At 63.2% G+C, this 16,270-nt stretch carries 17 protein-coding genes; all 17 read right to left on the minus strand.

Features of this window, described 5'->3' with window-relative positions; genetic code table 11:
* Positions 1-145: 145 nt before the first annotated feature.
* Positions 146-442, minus strand: a complete 297-nt coding sequence (locus tag WHJ28_RS02000) for an ArsR/SmtB family transcription factor (RefSeq protein ID WP_340039411.1) — start codon at positions 440-442, stop codon at positions 146-148.
* 4 nt (positions 443-446) lie between these two features.
* Positions 447-1,067 carry a 4Fe-4S binding protein gene (locus tag WHJ28_RS02005; RefSeq protein ID WP_340039412.1) on the minus strand — a complete coding sequence of 207 codons (621 nt, stop codon included), beginning with the start codon at positions 1,065-1,067 and terminating at the stop codon, positions 447-449.
* Entirely contained in the window at positions 1,064-1,267 is a 204-nt protein-coding gene (locus tag WHJ28_RS02010) for a 4Fe-4S binding protein (protein ID WP_340039414.1), read from the minus strand. The genes WHJ28_RS02005 and WHJ28_RS02010 overlap by 4 nt, the downstream gene beginning before the upstream one ends.
* 221 nt (positions 1,268-1,488) lie before the next feature.
* Positions 1,489-3,015 (minus strand): SPOCS domain-containing protein, encoded by a 1,527-nt coding sequence (locus WHJ28_RS02015; protein WP_340039415.1) that lies wholly within the window; start codon positions 3,013-3,015, stop codon positions 1,489-1,491.
* 74 nt (positions 3,016-3,089) lie between these two features.
* Entirely contained in the window at positions 3,090-3,191 is a 102-nt protein-coding gene (spoVM, locus tag WHJ28_RS02020; protein ID WP_140399822.1) for a stage V sporulation protein SpoVM, read from the minus strand.
* Between the two features lie 3 nt (positions 3,192-3,194).
* A complete protein-coding gene (locus tag WHJ28_RS02025; protein WP_204704960.1) occupies positions 3,195-3,359 on the minus strand; it encodes a hypothetical protein in 165 nt (54 codons plus the stop codon).
* A gap of 129 nt (positions 3,360-3,488) precedes the next feature.
* Positions 3,489-4,139 carry a thiamine diphosphokinase gene (locus WHJ28_RS02030; RefSeq protein ID WP_340039416.1) on the minus strand — a complete coding sequence of 217 codons (651 nt, stop codon included), beginning with the start codon at positions 4,137-4,139 and terminating at the stop codon, positions 3,489-3,491.
* On the minus strand, positions 4,124-5,005 hold the full coding sequence (gene rsgA / locus WHJ28_RS02035; RefSeq protein ID WP_340039417.1) for a ribosome small subunit-dependent GTPase A: 882 nt from the start codon (positions 5,003-5,005) through the stop codon (positions 4,124-4,126). The genes WHJ28_RS02030 and rsgA overlap by 16 nt, the downstream gene beginning before the upstream one ends.
* A gap of 1 nt (position 5,006) precedes the next feature.
* Positions 5,007-7,130, minus strand: a complete 2,124-nt coding sequence (pknB, locus tag WHJ28_RS02040; RefSeq protein WP_340039418.1) for a Stk1 family PASTA domain-containing Ser/Thr kinase — start codon at positions 7,128-7,130, stop codon at positions 5,007-5,009.
* A gap of 17 nt (positions 7,131-7,147) precedes the next feature.
* The gene (locus WHJ28_RS02045) at positions 7,148-7,879 is read right to left on the minus strand and encodes a Stp1/IreP family PP2C-type Ser/Thr phosphatase (protein WP_340039419.1); all 732 of its coding nucleotides are present in this window, start codon (positions 7,877-7,879) and stop codon (positions 7,148-7,150) included.
* Between the two features lie 87 nt (positions 7,880-7,966).
* Positions 7,967-8,995, minus strand: coding sequence for a dual-specificity RNA methyltransferase RlmN (gene rlmN, locus WHJ28_RS02050; RefSeq protein ID WP_340039420.1), 1,029 nt, complete (start codon positions 8,993-8,995; stop codon positions 7,967-7,969).
* Complete coding sequence (gene rsmB / locus WHJ28_RS02055) at positions 8,992-10,302, minus strand: 16S rRNA (cytosine(967)-C(5))-methyltransferase RsmB (RefSeq protein ID WP_340039421.1); 1,311 nt, start codon at positions 10,300-10,302, stop codon at positions 8,992-8,994. Before rsmB ends, rlmN begins: the two co-directional genes overlap by 4 nt.
* 3 nt (positions 10,303-10,305) lie before the next feature.
* Positions 10,306-11,004: a zinc metallopeptidase gene (locus WHJ28_RS02060; RefSeq protein ID WP_340039422.1), complete on the minus strand. Its 699-nt coding sequence runs from the start codon at positions 11,002-11,004 to the stop codon at positions 10,306-10,308.
* A gap of 12 nt (positions 11,005-11,016) precedes the next feature.
* The gene (locus WHJ28_RS02065; RefSeq protein ID WP_340039423.1) at positions 11,017-12,264 is read right to left on the minus strand and encodes a glycosyltransferase family 39 protein; all 1,248 of its coding nucleotides are present in this window, start codon (positions 12,262-12,264) and stop codon (positions 11,017-11,019) included.
* A complete protein-coding gene (fmt, locus tag WHJ28_RS02070; RefSeq protein WP_340039425.1) occupies positions 12,261-13,211 on the minus strand; it encodes a methionyl-tRNA formyltransferase in 951 nt (316 codons plus the stop codon). Before fmt ends, WHJ28_RS02065 begins: the two co-directional genes overlap by 4 nt.
* Positions 13,208-13,702 carry a peptide deformylase gene (def, locus tag WHJ28_RS02075; protein ID WP_340039426.1) on the minus strand — a complete coding sequence of 165 codons (495 nt, stop codon included), beginning with the start codon at positions 13,700-13,702 and terminating at the stop codon, positions 13,208-13,210. The genes fmt and def overlap by 4 nt, the downstream gene beginning before the upstream one ends.
* Before the next feature lie 13 nt (positions 13,703-13,715).
* Positions 13,716-16,181 carry a replication restart helicase PriA gene (priA, locus tag WHJ28_RS02080; RefSeq protein WP_340039427.1) on the minus strand — a complete coding sequence of 822 codons (2,466 nt, stop codon included), beginning with the start codon at positions 16,179-16,181 and terminating at the stop codon, positions 13,716-13,718.
* Between the last annotated feature and the right edge of the window lie 89 nt (positions 16,182-16,270).

Raw genomic sequence — 16,270 nt, forward strand, 5'->3', positions numbered from 1 at the left:
ATCATTATTTGTGAGGCAATCCTAACACAGTAAACACTGTATGTCAATAGGAATTATGGTATTTTGACAAAATTTTTCCCATATGAGAACCAGGAATTAGGAGAACAGACAGCGCGTCCCACACTAAATGGGACGCGCTGTCTGTTCATTGGGCGCAATATTGTTCTTTCAGCACTGCCATCAGGGCCTGAAGGCGGCTGTCTTTGATGGAATAGGTGACGAACTGTCCGTGCTTCTCCCCCTGGACCAGTCCCCCATCCTTCAGCTTGTGCAGGTGCTGGGACAGGGCGGGGCCGGTGATGTTGGGCACGCTCTCCCCCAGCTCCCCTACGGTTTTAGGTCCGTCCAGCAGAGCGCACAGGATGAGCAGCCGATTCTCGTTGGCCATCTGGGCCATCAGCGAAGCGATGGTTTGGGCCTTTTCCCGCAGTTGTTCGTCCATATGCTCACCTCCGGCAGCCGGAGCAGGAGGCGCAGCCTTCCGCCGGAGCCTTGCCCGCACGCAGGGTGCAGATCAGCTGGGTCATGGTGCCCATGGGGCAGAATACGCACCAGGTCCGGGGCTTAAACAATACCATGACAATGAGGCCGATGAGGGTAGAGGTGAGCATGATGGAGTAGAACCCGAAAGCGAACTGGGCCACCCAGGGGGCAAAAAGGGTACCGTGATAGGCCCAGTGCCAAGGCACCTGGAAGGTCCAGAACAGCTTGACGAACGCTCCAATGTCTTTGGCGCCCACCCCTACCAGGTAGGTGGTAAAGAGCATCTGGAAGAACATGAGGAAGAAAAAGATGAGAAAGCCGTACCGGAATGCTTTGGTCCGCATCCACCGGGGAGTGGGCTTGTTCCGGGACAGCTTTAGCCGCCCACCCAGCAGGGACAGGAACTGGCCCCTGTCGCAGTAGCGGTTGCAGTACAGCTTGCTGCCGCCGAAGATGGCGATGAGCAGGGGCAGACAGAAGAAGATCATGCCCAGCCAGGCAAAGAGGATATTGAAGAACCCCAGTCCCAGATAGATGGGGGTGACGATCCACAGATAGTCGTACCAGTGCTTTTTCTGGTTCATGCGCCCACCTCCCGGTCCCGCAGTTCAATGGTGCCCGCCGGGCACTCTTTGGCACACTTGCCGCAGCCCACGCACTTTTCCCAGTCCACCCGGGCAGTCACGCCCCGCCAGATGGAAATGGCCGACAAGGGACACACCTTCACACAGCAGCCGCAGGATACACAGTGCTTCCCCACAGCGGCATAACGCTTTGACGCCATAGATCGTCCTCCTGATAATTAAGTAATTAAGCAATTACTAATATAACAAAACCAAGCGCAAAATGCAAGAGGAAATCAACGTCAACTCCGTAGGGGCGACCTTTATAGTCGCCCGCGTGACCCGGGCGGCAGACGGCGGGCGGGGATGAACCCCGCCCCTACGCCTGCTTCCGGCCGCCTCCCCATGAAAATGGCCGCCAAATGGCGGCCATTTTCCCGGCTTATCGTTTTCTGGGGATGAGCAGCAGCTGTCCGTCGGGCAGCTCCTCCTCTTCCAGGGCATTGGCCTGCATCACGTCCCGGGCGGTGGTGCCGTAGGCCTTGGCGATGTCCCACAGCCGCTCTCCCCCGCTCACCATCCGCAGCACGATGGAGGGCTGACCGGCGTGGTCAATGGGGGCATTCTCATCGAAGGACACGGCGCTGACGGCGGCAGCCTTGCTGCCGGTGAGAGCCAGCCAGGCAAATCGCACCGGGAACCGGACCTCCGCGCCCCCGGAGGCGGGCGCCCCATATACCGGAGCGGTACAGGCGCACCGGCAGGAGCACCGGGCCCCCTCGGGCAGCTCCACCGGGCAGGATACCGGGATGGTGCGGGTGACAGCCGCCGTCTCCCCCGACTCGGTGCGGCAGAGCAGATGTACATTGGCCTGAACGGTGAGGGATACCCGCTCCCCCTCCCGGCTCTGGGTCACGTCTCCCATGGTCACATAGGCGTCCAGCACATCCTGAGGAGCCACGCCGGTCTCCAGCAGCTCCCGGACAGCCACCTCCCGCTCTCCACGGTCGGCCACCCGGCTCAGGTCCATGGTGCGGGTCTCGTTGTCCAGCTGATAGAGGGTGGAGTACACGTCGGTGAGCAGGGTGAGGCTCCGCTCCTCCCGGATCACCGCCTGGGCCAGCAGGCCCATGGATACGCTGATGGTGCGCCCGTCCCCGTCGTCCAGCTCACAGCTCAGATCAGTGAGGATCAGCCCCACCTGACACATGGCCTCCTCCCCAGCGCCGCTCACCTCCATCAGCTGGGAGATGGGCAGCTCAAACTCCCCGGTGCTCAGCCCGCCGTCGGCACAGCGGTAGAGCACCTGGAGCCGGGCGGAGCCCTTGAAAATCAGCTTGCTGCCGATGACCTTGGCCTCCCCGCACTCCAGGGACACCCGCCACTTCAGCAGGGCCTCCGCCTCCGGGCGGCTGCCAGGCAGGGTCAGCTCATCGCTAAATGGGAAGGGTTTTTCCTGTACACATACTGTTACACAAGTGTTACAGTTCTGACTGAGCTGCTCCACCCCCGCCTGCTCCGGGTCGAGCACCGAGGCAGGGGCCCAGTCGGTCACCGGGGAGAATACCTGAACGTCCACCACCAAATCAGCCCGTACCAGCACCTTCCGGGGGTTGACCAGCCGGGCGTCCGCCCCCCGCAGCCGGGGCTGGGCCACCACCTTGCAGCCGGGGGTGATGTCGGGGGAATCAGCAGTGCAGGTGAAGGGCAGATCCACCTCCAGCCTCCGCAGACCCACCTCCCCGTCGGGCTGGCACAGCAGCAGGGCGTGGATGGTGCCGGACAGCTCCACCCGGCCCTCCATGGCCTCCTTCCTATGGAGGCACACCACTCCCTCGGTATCGCAGACCTCCAGCAGGTCCGGGCAGGCGTCGGGTACGATGCTCTCTACCGTCTCCTCCTGCGCCACGGCGGCGTCCAGCACCCCGCGAAATCCGTCCAGCGCCGTCCGTTCCAGTTCCAGTTCCATAGCGTTCCACTCCTTGTACGGGCCATTGCCCAGACTGATTGCTGCTAGGGCAATATATGTACAAGGGGGTCCGGCTATGACCGGCTTTCCGGCGCCAGGTCGGATTTTTTGATGCCGAATACCAGCCTCAGCAGGCTGCTGAGGGCTTTGGGGGACTTCACTACCACGATCTTCATACCTTATGCCTCCCTGTCAAGCCAATATCGTTTGAGCCAGCCAAAGCCCCGGCGGCCCAGCCAGGCCCCGGCCACAAAGACCGCCAGAGTGCCCGGACGAAACAGCAGCACCGCGCCCGCGCCGCACAGCGCCGCCGCGGCAAGGGCCTTCTTGCCCTCCAACGTCAAAACAGCCGCCTCCCTTCACTGGTTCTGTCCCAGTATACGCACAGGAAAGCGGTTGTGTTCATGCCCCAGAGGCGGACAACAAAATAGAGGGCGGCTTTTGCCGCCCCCTGTGGGGTATTCGGTATGCTTTTACGGTTCCCGCTGGCTGCGGATCACCAGCACCGCCCCCTCCTCCACCCCGATCTCCATCACCGGTGCGGCGGGCTCGTTGCTGACGGTCAGGGTGTCCCCACGGGTGAGTTCCGCTCCTTCCAGAGGATACTTGACTCCCCGCAAGGTAACACCCTTTACAATCTTGTCCAGGGAAATGATGGACAGATAGTGGTAGTGGGGCGTATCTTCCAGCGTAAGGGCGCCGTTCTCCAGAAAACGCACCTCGTTGTCCCCGTCGGCCATGACGACTTTGCCGCCCCGGTGGGCGATCCACTCCAGCAGCACCAGATTGGAAGCGGTGTGGTCCAGCCGCCCGCCGGTGCAGCCGCACAGCAGCAGCTCCTTGCAGCCCTGCTCCAGAGCCCAGTGGGCCGCCGCCTGGAGGTCGGTGAAGTCCTTCTCCACCGGCAGGGTGGCATAGGGCACGTTCCCGGCCGGGCCGCCGCCGGAGTCCCAGTCCCCAATCAGGTAGTCCGGTTTCAGCCCGGCGGCCAGGGCGGTTTGCAGCCCGCCGTCGGCGCAGATCACCGTCCAGTCCTCCCCCTCCAGATAATCCTCCAGAAAAGCCAGGTCGGCGCAGGGGGCTGCGCCGACGATGAGGGCCTGTTTGGTTATTTTCTCTGCCATTCCGGCACTTCCTTTGCCTGCTGGTACAGCCGCACATAGCTCTGGTGACGGCTGGCCGGGATCTCCCCCGCTTTCACCGCCGCAAGCACTGCACAGCCTTTTTCCTTTACATGGGCGCAGCCGGTGAACCGGCACTGGTCCAGATAGGGGGCGAACTCCCGGAAGGTGTATTGCAGTTCCTCCGGCCGCCGCAGCTCCATCTCCTCGGTATCGAAGGAGGAGAAGCCGGGGGTGTCGGCCACGATGGCCCCGTTGTCCAGCCGGAACAGCTCCACATGGCGGGTGGTATGGCGGCCACGGCCCAGCTTATCGGACACCTCCCCCACCCGAATACGGAAGTCGGGCTGGAGGGCGTTGAGAATGGAGGACTTGCCCACGCCGGAGTTTCCTGTAAAGGCAGAAACCTTTCCTGCGATTGCAGCAGCAAGGGTGTCAATGCCTTCCCCCGTCTCGGCGCTCACCCGCAGGGTGGTAAAGCCCGCCCTGGTGTAGGTGTTGTACAGGCTGTCCGCCCCGTCCAGGTCGCACTTGTTGAGGATGATGATGCTTTCGCAGTCCCGCCCCTCGGCGATGGACACCACCCGGTCAATGAGGAAGGGGTCGGTGACCGGAATGGCCCCGGAGGCCACCACCACCAGCTGGTCGATGTTGGCCACCGCCGGGCGCTGGAACTCATTTTTCCGGGGCAGAATGGCGTCCAGAATGCCGCTCTCCCCCTCCAGGGGGGTAAACTCCACCCGGTCCCCCACCAGGGGGCTCACCTTCTGGTGGCGGAATTTGCCGCGACCCCGGCAGGCGGTGAGCCTGCCGGAGCCGTCGTCCACATAGTAGAAGCCGCTGAGGGCTTTTAAGATGATCCCTTCCATATCAGCCGAAATTATAGGACTTGGTGGAGCTCAGCTCCCCATCGAAGTAGATGCTCACGGTCTGTTCCCCGCTGCCCTTCAGGGTGACCACCACCAGCTGCTGGACGGTGGGCAGGGTGTCCCGGTACTGCTCCTGACCATTCACGGTCACCACCACCGTCACCGTCTCCCGATCCTGGGGCAGGTTCACGTTGATGGGCAGGGACTTGAGCTCACCGCTGGGGGACTGGGTGGGCTGATCGGTGGGCGGAGTGGATTCATTGGGGGACGGGGTGGGCTCGGTGGTAGGCTCACCGGCGGAGGGATCAGGCCCCTTGCTCACCCGCAGACGGATGGCCTGGCCCTTCTCCACCTCGGTCTTGGGGTCAATGCTCTGCCAGCATACCCGGCCGGCCTCCACAGAGTCGTCATATACCTCTTCCACGGAAACCACCAGACCCAGCTTGTCGGCGGCCTCCCGGGCATCCTGCTCCGTCATGGTCACAAAGTTGATGACGGTGACCGGTTCCTCCTTCGGGCCGGTGCTCACCACCAGAGTGACCTTGTCCACGCCCTCCAGACTGGCGTCAGCCTTGGGGTCGGTGGAAATGACGTAATCCTTGGTCACGTCCTCGCTGGCCTCTTCCTGGATCACCAGGCTGCCCTTTTCCTCGCTGTAGCCCAGGGCATTGAGCTCACTGATGGCAATCCGCTTGTCCCGGTCCACCAGGTTGGGCATAACGCCCTTCTTCAGCTCGTCGGAGTCGCTGCCATTGCTCAGGTCCACGGTGATGGTAGCCCCCGCCTGGGCGTTGCGGCCACCCTCCGGGTCCTGAGATACGATTTGGCCTGCGGGCAGACTGCTGTTCACCGTATTACCGACTACGATATGGAAGCCAGCCTCCACCACGCCGGAGTGCTGCTCGGCCTCCTCCACTGTCATGCCGGTGAGCTTGGGCACATTATACTGGGTGGAACCGCCGCCGCCCAAACCGTTAAAGAAGGAGAACCACAGGAACACGCCCATGCCCACCAGGAACAGAGCCACCGCACCGATGGCCAGGAAGATGGGCAGGCGGCTGCCGCCGCCCCGGACCTCCTCATAGTCATCCTCGTACCGCTTGTTTTTGGTACGGGCGCGGGGGTCCTCCTCCCGCCGGGGACCTCTGGACCGGGTCCAGGTATCCTCCTCATAGCGGTCAGCGTGGGCGGGCTGAGCCCGCACATTGCTGGGGGTGTTGGCACCCAGCACCTGGGTGGGTTCATCCCCCTCGGTGACCAGCAGGTCCGCCGGAGTGTAGTCAAAGTTGATGGAGGGATTCTTGCGGAACTCCTCCAGATCGGCCAGCATGGCGTCGGCGGAGATATACCGCTGGTTCACGTCGGAGGCCATGGCCTTCATGGTGATGGCTTCCAGTGCCTCGGGGATCTCCGGATCGATCTCCCGGGGAGACAGCGGGATGGAATTGATGTGCTGGATGGCCACCGCCACCGGAGAATCCCCCTCATAGGGCAGGCGGCCGGTCACCATCTCATAGAGTACCACGCCGGCGGAGTAAATATCGCTGCGGGCGTCGATGTGGCTGCCCCGAGCCTGCTCGGGCGAGATATAGTGGACCGAGCCCAGGGCCTCCTGGGTCAGGGTGGCCTGAGCCGAGGAGGTGAGCCGGGCGATGCCAAAGTCGGCCACCTTCAGGGAGCCGTCCCGCAGCACCATCACATTGTGGGGCTTGATGTCCCGGTGGATGATGCCCCGGCCGTGGGCGTGGGACAGGGCCTTCATGATCTGGGTGATGAAGTGCAGGGCCTCCCGCCAGGCCAGCTTGCCCCCCTTCTTCTGCATATACTGCTTGAGGGTGATGCCGTCCAGCAGCTCCATGACGATATAGTCCAGTTCGGGCGTGTGGGACACGTCATACACCGCCATGATATTGGGATGGGACAGCATGGCAACGGCCTGGGACTCATCGTGGAAGCGGCGGCGGAACTCGGCGTCGGAGGCCAGCTCCTCCTTCAGGATCTTGATGGCCACCAGCCGGTTGAGCCGGTGATCCCGGCCCTTGTACACCACGGCCATGCCGCCGATGCCGATGCGCTCCAGGATTTCATATCGGTTGTCGAGTAATTTCCCTATGTACTGATCCATAGTTCATTACCCCCTTCTCAAAGGATCTGGAGGAGGACCGCCGTCACGTTGTCCGGCGCTCCTCTTGAGATGGTGATGTCCCGCAGCCGCTGACAGCAGTCATCGGGATCGCCTCCGTGGATGACCTCGTAGAGCAGCTCCTGGTCAGAAAGAATGTTGCTCAGGCCATCGGAGCACAGCAGCAGGTAGTCCCCGCTGACCAGCTCCCGCTCATACAGGTCGGCCCGGATGCGCTCCTCCGCGCCCAGAGCCCGGGTGATCAGGTTCTTTCGGGGATGGGTGCGTGCCTGCTCCGGGGTGATGTCTCCCCGAGCCACCATGTCCTCCACCACCGAGTGGTCCCGGGTGAGCCGGGTGATGCCCTCCTCGTTGATGTGGTAGGCCCGGCTGTCTCCGATGTTCAGCAGGTAGGCGGTGTTCTCCACCACCATCACCGCCACCATGGTGGTGCCCATGCCGAAGCAGTCAGGGTCGGAGGTGGCCCGGCGGTATACCGCACCGTTGGCCTCCTCCGCCGCACGGGAGAGCACCGCGGGCGGCGGGGTGTCCGGCTCGCCCTGGGCGTGCTGGAGGGTATCCACGAAGGTCTCCACGGCGATGAGGCTGGCGATATTGCCTGCCTTGGCGCCGCCCATACCGTCGCACACCACGCCTACAGCCAGGTGTTCCGACGGCACATCTAAGTAATACCCGTCCTGATTCTGGGTACGCACCACACCTTTATCAGTGATGCCCCACGCTTTGATCATAGTGAATCAGCCTCTTTTCCAGCCGGCCGGCCCTGCTGCCCGGGCCTGCGGCAAAAACAATGACCTGGCTTTGGGAGCCAGTGCAGCTCAATCATCGGTATGCAGCATGGCCTTCCTGCGGAGCTGACCACAGGAGGCGTCGATATCCCCGCCCAGCTTGCGCCGTACCGTGGCAGTGACGCCGTGGGACTCCAGGCGCTTCTGGAACTGGGCCACCCGGCGGCTGGGCTTGAGAGGGCTCTCCGCCACATGGTTCAGGGGGATCAGGTTCACATGGCCCGGGGTGCCCTTCAGGTGACTGGCCAGCAGGTCCGCCTGCCAGTCGGAATCGTTCACCCCGTCCACCATGGCGTACTCATAAGAGATCCGCCGTCCGGTCTTTTCAAAATACCGGCGGCAGGTGTCAAAGAGCTTCTCCACGCCCACGCTTCTGTTCACCGGCATCAGCTTGCTGCGGGTCTCGTCGTCGGGCGCATGGAGAGATACCGATAGGGTTAATTGTAACTGATGCTCGGCCAGTTTGTCAATTTTTTCGACCAGGCCGCAGGTGGACAGGGAGATGTGGCGCATCCCGATGTTGAGTCCGTCGGGGCTGTTGACCAGGGAGAGAAACCGCAGCACTGTGTCAAAGTTGTCCAGGGGTTCGCCGATGCCCATGAGCACAATATTGCTGATGGTGTGGCCGGAATCGATCTGCGTAAAGAGTACCTGGTCCAGCATTTCAGCAGGGGTCAAGTCTCTCACCTTGCCACCCAGGGTGGAGGCGCAGAAGGCGCACCCCATGCGGCAGCCCACCTGAGAGGAGATACACACAGTATTCCCATGATGGTAGCGCATCAAAACGGTTTCAATGCAGTTTCCGTCGGAAAGCCGCCATAAGTATTTGATGGTGCCGTCCAGCGCAGATACCTGCTTGCGCTCCACCTCCGGCGGGCACAGGATACAGCTTGCCTTCAGTTTCTCCCGCAAAGCCTTGGACAGGTTGGTCATCTCATCGAAGGAGCGCACCCCCCGGTGGAGCCACTGAAAGACCTGCTTGGCCCGGAAGGCGGGCTCCCCCAGTTCCTTCAAATAGGCGGTCATCTCCGCCAGATCCATGGATTTGATGTCGGTCATGCCTTCCTCCTCAGCTTGGCAAAGAAAAAGCCGTCGGTGCCGTGGCGGTGGGGCCAGCAGGTCACCATGCCCTCCCCGGCCCCCTCAAAGTCGCCGGGCACTTCAAAGCCCTCTAATGTAAAGTCTTTATGCCTGTCTAAAAATGCCCGCACTACGTCCTCATTCTCCCGCTCCAACAGGGTGCAGGTGGCGTAGAGCAGCGCACCGCCCGGCTTGACGTAGCGGCACACGTTGTCCAGAATGGCCTTCTGCACCCGGGGCAGTCCCTCCAGAGGCTTGGGGTCCTTATAGCGGATATCCGGCTTCTTGCGGATGATGCCAAGTCCCGAGCAGGGCACATCGGCCAGCACCAGGTCAAATCCGTCAAGGAATTCTTCTTTACACTCCCTGCCGTCCAACACCTCCGCCGCAATACAACCCAGGCCTAACCGCTTGGCTCCCGCCCGGATCAGGTCCACCTTATGTGGGTGGATGTCGCAGGAGACCACCTTTCCCTCACCCCCCATGGCCATGGCGGCGGCAAAGGACTTGCCGCCGGGGGCGGCGCAGGCGTCCAGCACATCCATCCCTTCTCTGGGCCCGGCGGCCAGTACCGCAAGCTTGGCGGCGGCATCCTGAATGTAAAAGAGCCCCTCCTGGAAGGCGGTCAACTCCTCCAGACTGCCGGTATGAGACAGCAGCAGGCAGTCGGGCAGCCAGGGGTGAGGCTGGACCTCCACCCCCTCCGCCCTGAGGGAATCGGTCACTTCTTCCACCGTGGCCTTGATGGTGTTTACCTGGGCGCAGGTGGGCGGCTCCCCATTGTCGGCGGCCATGAGGGCGGCAGCCTCCTCCCTGCCCAACCGGCGGGTAAAGAGATCGGCCAGCCACTGGGGATGGCTGTACCGCACCGCCGGGTCCTCCGGCGGCTCCAGGCTGTCCTTCTGCCGCACCAGAGACCGGAGCACACCGTTCACCAGACCGGCGGACCGGGGGTTCTTGGAGCCCTTCTGGGCCAGATCCACCGCCTCGCTGACAGCGGCATGGTCGGGCACTCTGTCAAGGAAAAGCAATTGATAAGCCCCAAGCCGCAAACTGTTGCGGACAGCGGGCTCCATCTTCTCCAGGCGTACCGTGGACAACTTGCCCAGGTAGTGGTCCAGCAGCAGCCTGTTCTGGAGCACGCCGAAGCACAGCCGGGTAGTCAGCGCTGCGTCCCGGCTGTCCAGTCCGGCGGTACGCAGGATTTTCTTCAAAAAGCCGTCCGACCAGGCGCCCTGCTGTTCGCAGGCCACCAGGGCCCGGAGGGCCGCTTCTCTGGCTGTCATATATCAATCCCTCCGGCGGCTGTTGAAAGCCAGGATATAGCGCAGCAGCTGGGCAATGGACACCAGCAGAGCGGCCACATAGGTCATGGCGGCGGCGCCCAGCACCTTCTTGGCCCCCCGCAGCTCCTGGTCGTCCAGCATATGGGTATCCTGCAAGGATTGGATGGCCCGGCGGGAGGCGTTGAACTCCACGGGCAGAGTGACCACCTGGAAGAAGGTTGCCACAGAGAAAAGCACCACACCCACGGCAAACAGGGGCCGGGAATACATGGCAAAGCCCAGAATGATGAGCAGGATGGATATCTGGGAACTAAAATTGCACACCGGGATGATGGCCCCTCTCAGTTTGATGGGACCGTACTCCTGGGCGTACTGAACGGCGTGGCCCGCCTCATGGGCGGCAACCCCCACCGAGGCGATGCTGGTGGAGCCGTACACCGCGTCGGACAGCCGGATGGTATTGGTCCGGGGGTCGTAGTGGTCAGTGAGCTTACCGGACACCTGGGTGATACGCACCCCGTACACCCCGTGGGCCTTCAGCACCTCCTCCGCAGCCTGAGCGCCGGTGAGGCCCCGGCGGCTGGCAATGCGGGAATAGCGGTTGAAGGTCGAGGACACGTTGATCTGGGCCAGCAGGGCGATGAGCATGGCGGGCACCAAAATGATCCAGTAATAGGTGTCGAAATAGTAGAAAAAGGGCATAATGACCTCCAGTCACATGACCTGGCCCCCGGTGAGGAACCAGAACAGATTGAGCAGGAATCCCGCCCCCATGGCGGCGGTGATCGCCGCCGTCAGTTTGGGCCTCCCTTCCGTGAGGGCGGCGGCAAACAGGAAAAAGGGCAGGGCGCAGGACAGATAGCGTCCGGCGCTGAGCAGCCAGGACAGAGAATAGTTGAGCACCAGGTAGACAAAGCCGTACAGGGTGTACATACCCCGGAACTTGTTCCGTGCCCATACCAGCAGGGCAAAGAACACCGGGAAGAGCACAATGGTGGGGATCCAAATCTGGTACCGCACCAGCTCCGCAGGGTAACTCAGGGCGTTTTGCAGCACATACCACAGGGTATCGGCAATGGGACAGAAGCCCTGACTCCAGTGCTGCTGCATGACTGTAAAGGCAAACGGGTTGCCAGTCACAGACCAGTTGAGCGTCAGATAGATCAGGGTACCCACGGCAGGCAGCAGCAGGGCGGGCAGCCTGCGGGCAATGGTTTTCCAATCAAAGCGGCCCATATCTTCCACCAGCTCGGCAGCCGCGGCCCCAATGAGCAGGACGCCGTGCATCCGGGTCATAGCGGCCAACAGCCCCCATACCCCCGCCAGCCACCAGCGGTGGCGGCGGATGTACCACAGCCCCGCGGCGGTGGTGAGCAGGAACAAGCTCTCCGTCATGATGCCGCCGAAGAAGAAGGCGTAGGGATAGACCGACAGAAAGAGCACCGTCCGTTTTGCCGCTCCCCTGCCCAGCTCAAAGGCGGCCAGCTTATAGAGTAAGACGCAGCCCGCCCCGTAGCAGACAAAGGAGATCAGCAGTCCCGCCGCCATAGTATTGCCCGTGATGAGGGAAATCACCCGCATCAGCCAGGGATACAGGGGGAAAAACACCAGAAACAGATGTTTCCCGTCCTCCACATAGCCGGAATAGCCCAGCTCCGCCAAATTGACGTAGTGCAGGCCGTCCCAGCGCTTCCAGATCCACAGGAAGGCGTCTGGCCCGGAGCCGGGATAAAGCGCGAGACAGGCCGCCAACCCCACCAGCAGAAAGATCAAAACACGGAATCCAAATGTAACGGCAAAAACCTTTACACATTCTCTGCTGTCAGGCATATAGCCCTTGGCTGCAAGTCCTTTGGCGGCCAGGGGCACCGGCAGACCGGCAACCCCCAGCCACCGCAGCACCAGGTACAAACCCAGGGCGGCCACCGCGCCGGTGACCACCAGGGTCCAGATCAGATTCATTTCCCCTGCTCCGGCAGGGACAGCACGGTTCCCACCTCAATGGGATGGCCCCGCAGGTAGTCAGCAGCCTTCATGCGCTTGCCGCCGTCAGGCTGGATCTCCTCCAGCCGCAGCACGGTGCCCTCCCCGCAGGCCACTGCCAGGCCCTCCTTCCCGGCGGCCAGAACAGTGCCGGGAGCGGCGTTGGTGTGCTCCTCAGAAACGACAGTTTTAAATACTTTACACCGCTTGTCTCCCAAGGTAGCTACGGCGGCGGGCCAGGGGATCAGGCCCCGGACCTGATCGTGGAGCTGACGGGCGGTGCGGCCAAAGTCCATGGGGGACAGCTCCCGGCCCAGCATGGGGGCCAGGGTGGCCTTGTCATGGTCCTGAGGGGTGCGCTTGGCGGTACCGGCGTCGATCTGGGCCACCGTCTCCACCAGCAGCTGGGCCCCCAGCACGGCCAGCCGGTCGTGGAGGGTCACCACCGTCTCATCGGGGTCGATGGGGGTGGATGCCTGGGAGATGATATCTCCGGCGTCCAGGTCGTGGGCCATGTGCATGATGGTCACGCCGGTCTCCTTATCCCCGTTGAGCACCGCCCAGTTGATGGGGGCGGCGCCCCGGTAGTCGGGCAGCAGGGACGAGTGGACGTTGATGCAGCCCTTGGGGGGCGCGGCCAGAATGTCGTCGGGCAGGATACGGCCGTAGGCGGCCACCACGATAAGCTCGGGGGCCAGTTCCTGGATCAGGGCCAGGGCGGTACCATCCCGCAGCTTGGTGGGCTGATGCACCGGGATATTGTGGGCCAGAGCGCACTCCTTCACCGGCGGAGGCTGGAGCTTCATGCCCCGGTTCTTGGGCTTATCGGGCTGGGTGAACACCCCGCAGATCTGGTGGCCCGCCTGAATCAGGGCCTCCAGGGAGGGCACCGCGAAATCGGGGGTACCCATAAAGAGGATTCTCATGCCTCGTCCTCCTCCGCCATCAGCTCTTCCAGCTCCTCGCTGGTGTACAGGCGGCCAGCCAGCTCGGTAAACAGGTGGCCGTCCAGGTGGTCCAGTTCGTGGCAGAAGCAGCGGGCCACGATCTCCTCGCCCTCCACCTCAAAGAAGTTGCCGTTGCGGTCCTGAGCCCGCACCTTGGCCTTCATGGGGCGCTTGACCACGCCCCAGCGGCCGGGGACGGACAGGCAGCCCTCAAAGCCCTCCTGCTCCCCTTCCCGGGCAATGATCTCCGGGTTGACCAGCTCCAGCATCTGGTCGTTGGCGTCCACCACGATGACCGCCCGGCGGAGGATGCCCACCTGGGGAGCGGCCAGTCCGGCGCCGTTGGCCTGGGCCAGAGTCTCCTTCATATCGTCCAGCAGGTCGTGGAGTTTTTCATCAAACTGGGTCACGGGACGGCAGGCCTTGTGCAGGGCGGGATCGCCGTCGGTGAGAATGGTACGCAGTGCCATAATGTTCTTCCTCCTAATCCAGTGGGTTCACGTCGGCGGTCACCGACACCCCTTTGTTTTCTTTATCGGTCTGGGCCGCCCGCAGCAGGGCGGCGATCAGTTCACGCACCGGCTTGGTGTTGGCGCAGGCCATGGTGAGCCGGTAGCGGTAGCGCTCGTTGATTTTGGCGATAGAGGCCGGGGCGGGGCCCAACAGCTGGACCTCCAAACCCTGATAGGCGGGCAGCCTCATCCATCCCTCCAGGGTACGCCGCAGCCGCATACAGGTCCGCAGCACTGCCGCCTCCAGCTTGCCGGAGGCGGTGAGCACAAACAGATCCCGAAAGGGCGGGCACCCCCGCAGCCGCCGCAGGGCGATCTCCTGCTGATAGAAGCCGTCGTAGTCCTGGCGGGCTGCGCAGCGGATCACGTCGTTGTCGGGAGTATAGGTCTGGATGATAGCCCGTCCCCCCTTCTCGCCCCGGCCCGCTCTTCCCACCACCTGGGTGAGCAGAGAGAAGGTGCGCTCCCCCGCCCGGTAGTCGTCCACATACAGGGACTGGTCGGCATTGATGACCCCCACCAAGGTCACATTGGGAAAGTCCAGGCCCTTGGCTACCATCTGGGTACCCAGCAGCACCGGGATGTTCTCCCGTTCAAACCGGGCGAACAGCTTCTCGTGGCTGTGGGTGGCCGAAATAGAGTCGGCGTCCATCCGCAGCACCTCCCGGTCGGGCAGGGCCTCGGTCAGCTCCTCCTCCACCTTCTGGGTGCCCGCCCCGATGAAGTTCAGGGTACCGCCGCAGGACGGACAGGCGGGGGGCAAAGGCTGGGAGTGGCCGCAGTAGTGGCACATAAGCCGTCCGTTGGCCGAGTGGTAAGTGAGATGGACGGAGCATCGGGGGCAGGTGGGCACCTCGCCGCACTCCCCGCAGCTCACCATCCGACTGGCTCCCCGGCGGTTGAGCAGCAGAATGGCCTGCTCCCCCCGCCCAGCGGTATCGGCCAGGGCCTTGGTAAGCACGCCGCTCAGGTCTGTGCCGTTTCCGGAGCGCAGCTCCCCCTTCATATCCACGATCTCCACCGGGGGCAAAGGCCGCTGATTATACCGCTGCTTCAGGGTAAACAGCTGATAGGCGCCCTGCCGGGCCTGGTACATGGTCTCGATGGACGGGGTGGCCGAGGCCAGCAGCAGCAGAGCCTTGTGCTGGACACAGCGGAACTTGGCCACGTCCCGGGCGTGGTACTTGGGCACGTTTTCCGACTGATAGGTTCCCTCCTGCTCCTCATCCAGCACGATGAGGCCCAGGTCCTTCAGGGGTGCAAAAACAGCGGAGCGGGTACCGATGACCACCCGGGCCTCCCCCGCCCTGATGCGCTTCCACTCGTCGTACCGCTCCCCCGCTCTCAGAGAGGAGTGCAGCACGGCGATCTGCTCCCCGAAGTGGGAGGAGAACAGACGCATCAGCTGGGGGGTCAGGGAGATCTCGGGCACCAGCACCAGAGCGGTGCGGCCCCGCCGCAGGGTCTCATAGATCAATTTCAGATACACCTGAGTCTTGCCGCTGCCGGTGACGCCGTAGAGCAGAGCGGCGGCAGGCTTATTTCCAGCAGTCAAAGCGTTGAGGCCGTCAAAGGCGGCCTGCTGCTCGCCGTTGAGTACCGGCTCAGCCAGCTGCTCCACGCCCTCCACCTGCACCCGGCGGTAGACCTCCCGCTTTTCCAGGGTAATGACCCCGCTTTTGGTCAGGGCGCGGAGGGTGGACGAGCTGGCCCCGGTAAAGTAGCACAGCTCCTTGGTGGAAGCTTCGCCAATGGCACACAGCAGCTCCACCACCGCGTATTGCAGCGGGGCGGTCCGCCGCCGTGCGGCAGCCTGATCCAGGGCCTCCTGGGCGGGCATGGCCAGGGACGCCACCTGTTCCGTCTTGTCCCCCACACCCCGGGCGGCGCTGGTCTCCAGGGTAATGATCCCCTTGTCCCTCAGCAGTTTGAGGGCCGGATTGGGGTCTTTGGTGCCGAAGGCCTCCCGGATGGCGGTCACGTCGGCGCAGCCGCCGTTTGCAAAGAGCAGCTCCACCACCTGCCGGGCGTGGTCCGACTTGCCGGCCGCCTCAAAGGCCGCCTCCCGGTCCACCCCCTCGGCCACCTTCCACTGGTCCTGGAGGGCATAGTACAGCCCCGCCGGCAGCATGGCCCGGGCGGCGTCGTACACCGTACAGAACCACCGCTCCCGCATCCACAGGGCCAGCTTGATGGCCTCCCCGTCCAGCACCGGGCCCTCGTCCAGCACGGTGAGCACCGGCTTTAGGGACACGCCTGCCGGTCCCTGGGCCTCCAGGGTCAGCACGATGCCCTCGGTGCGGCGGTTGCCGGCGCCAAAGGGCACGATGACCCTCATGCCGGGAGCCAGCCGGGATGCCAGCTCGGCGGGCACGGCGTAGTCGTAGGGCTTGTCGATGGCGTAGGTGGCGGCCTTGAGGGCGATTTTCGCTACCATGTCCATCTCCTCCCCACCATTTGCCCTAATGACAGCCCGAGGCAAGCGACAGGCCGGAAAGTCTGTCGCTTGCCTCTCATTCCTCTCAT

It is taken from the genome of Flavonifractor porci (genome assembly GCF_037572415.1).
Classification (GTDB): Bacteria; Bacillota; Clostridia; order Oscillospirales; family Oscillospiraceae; genus Flavonifractor; species Flavonifractor porci.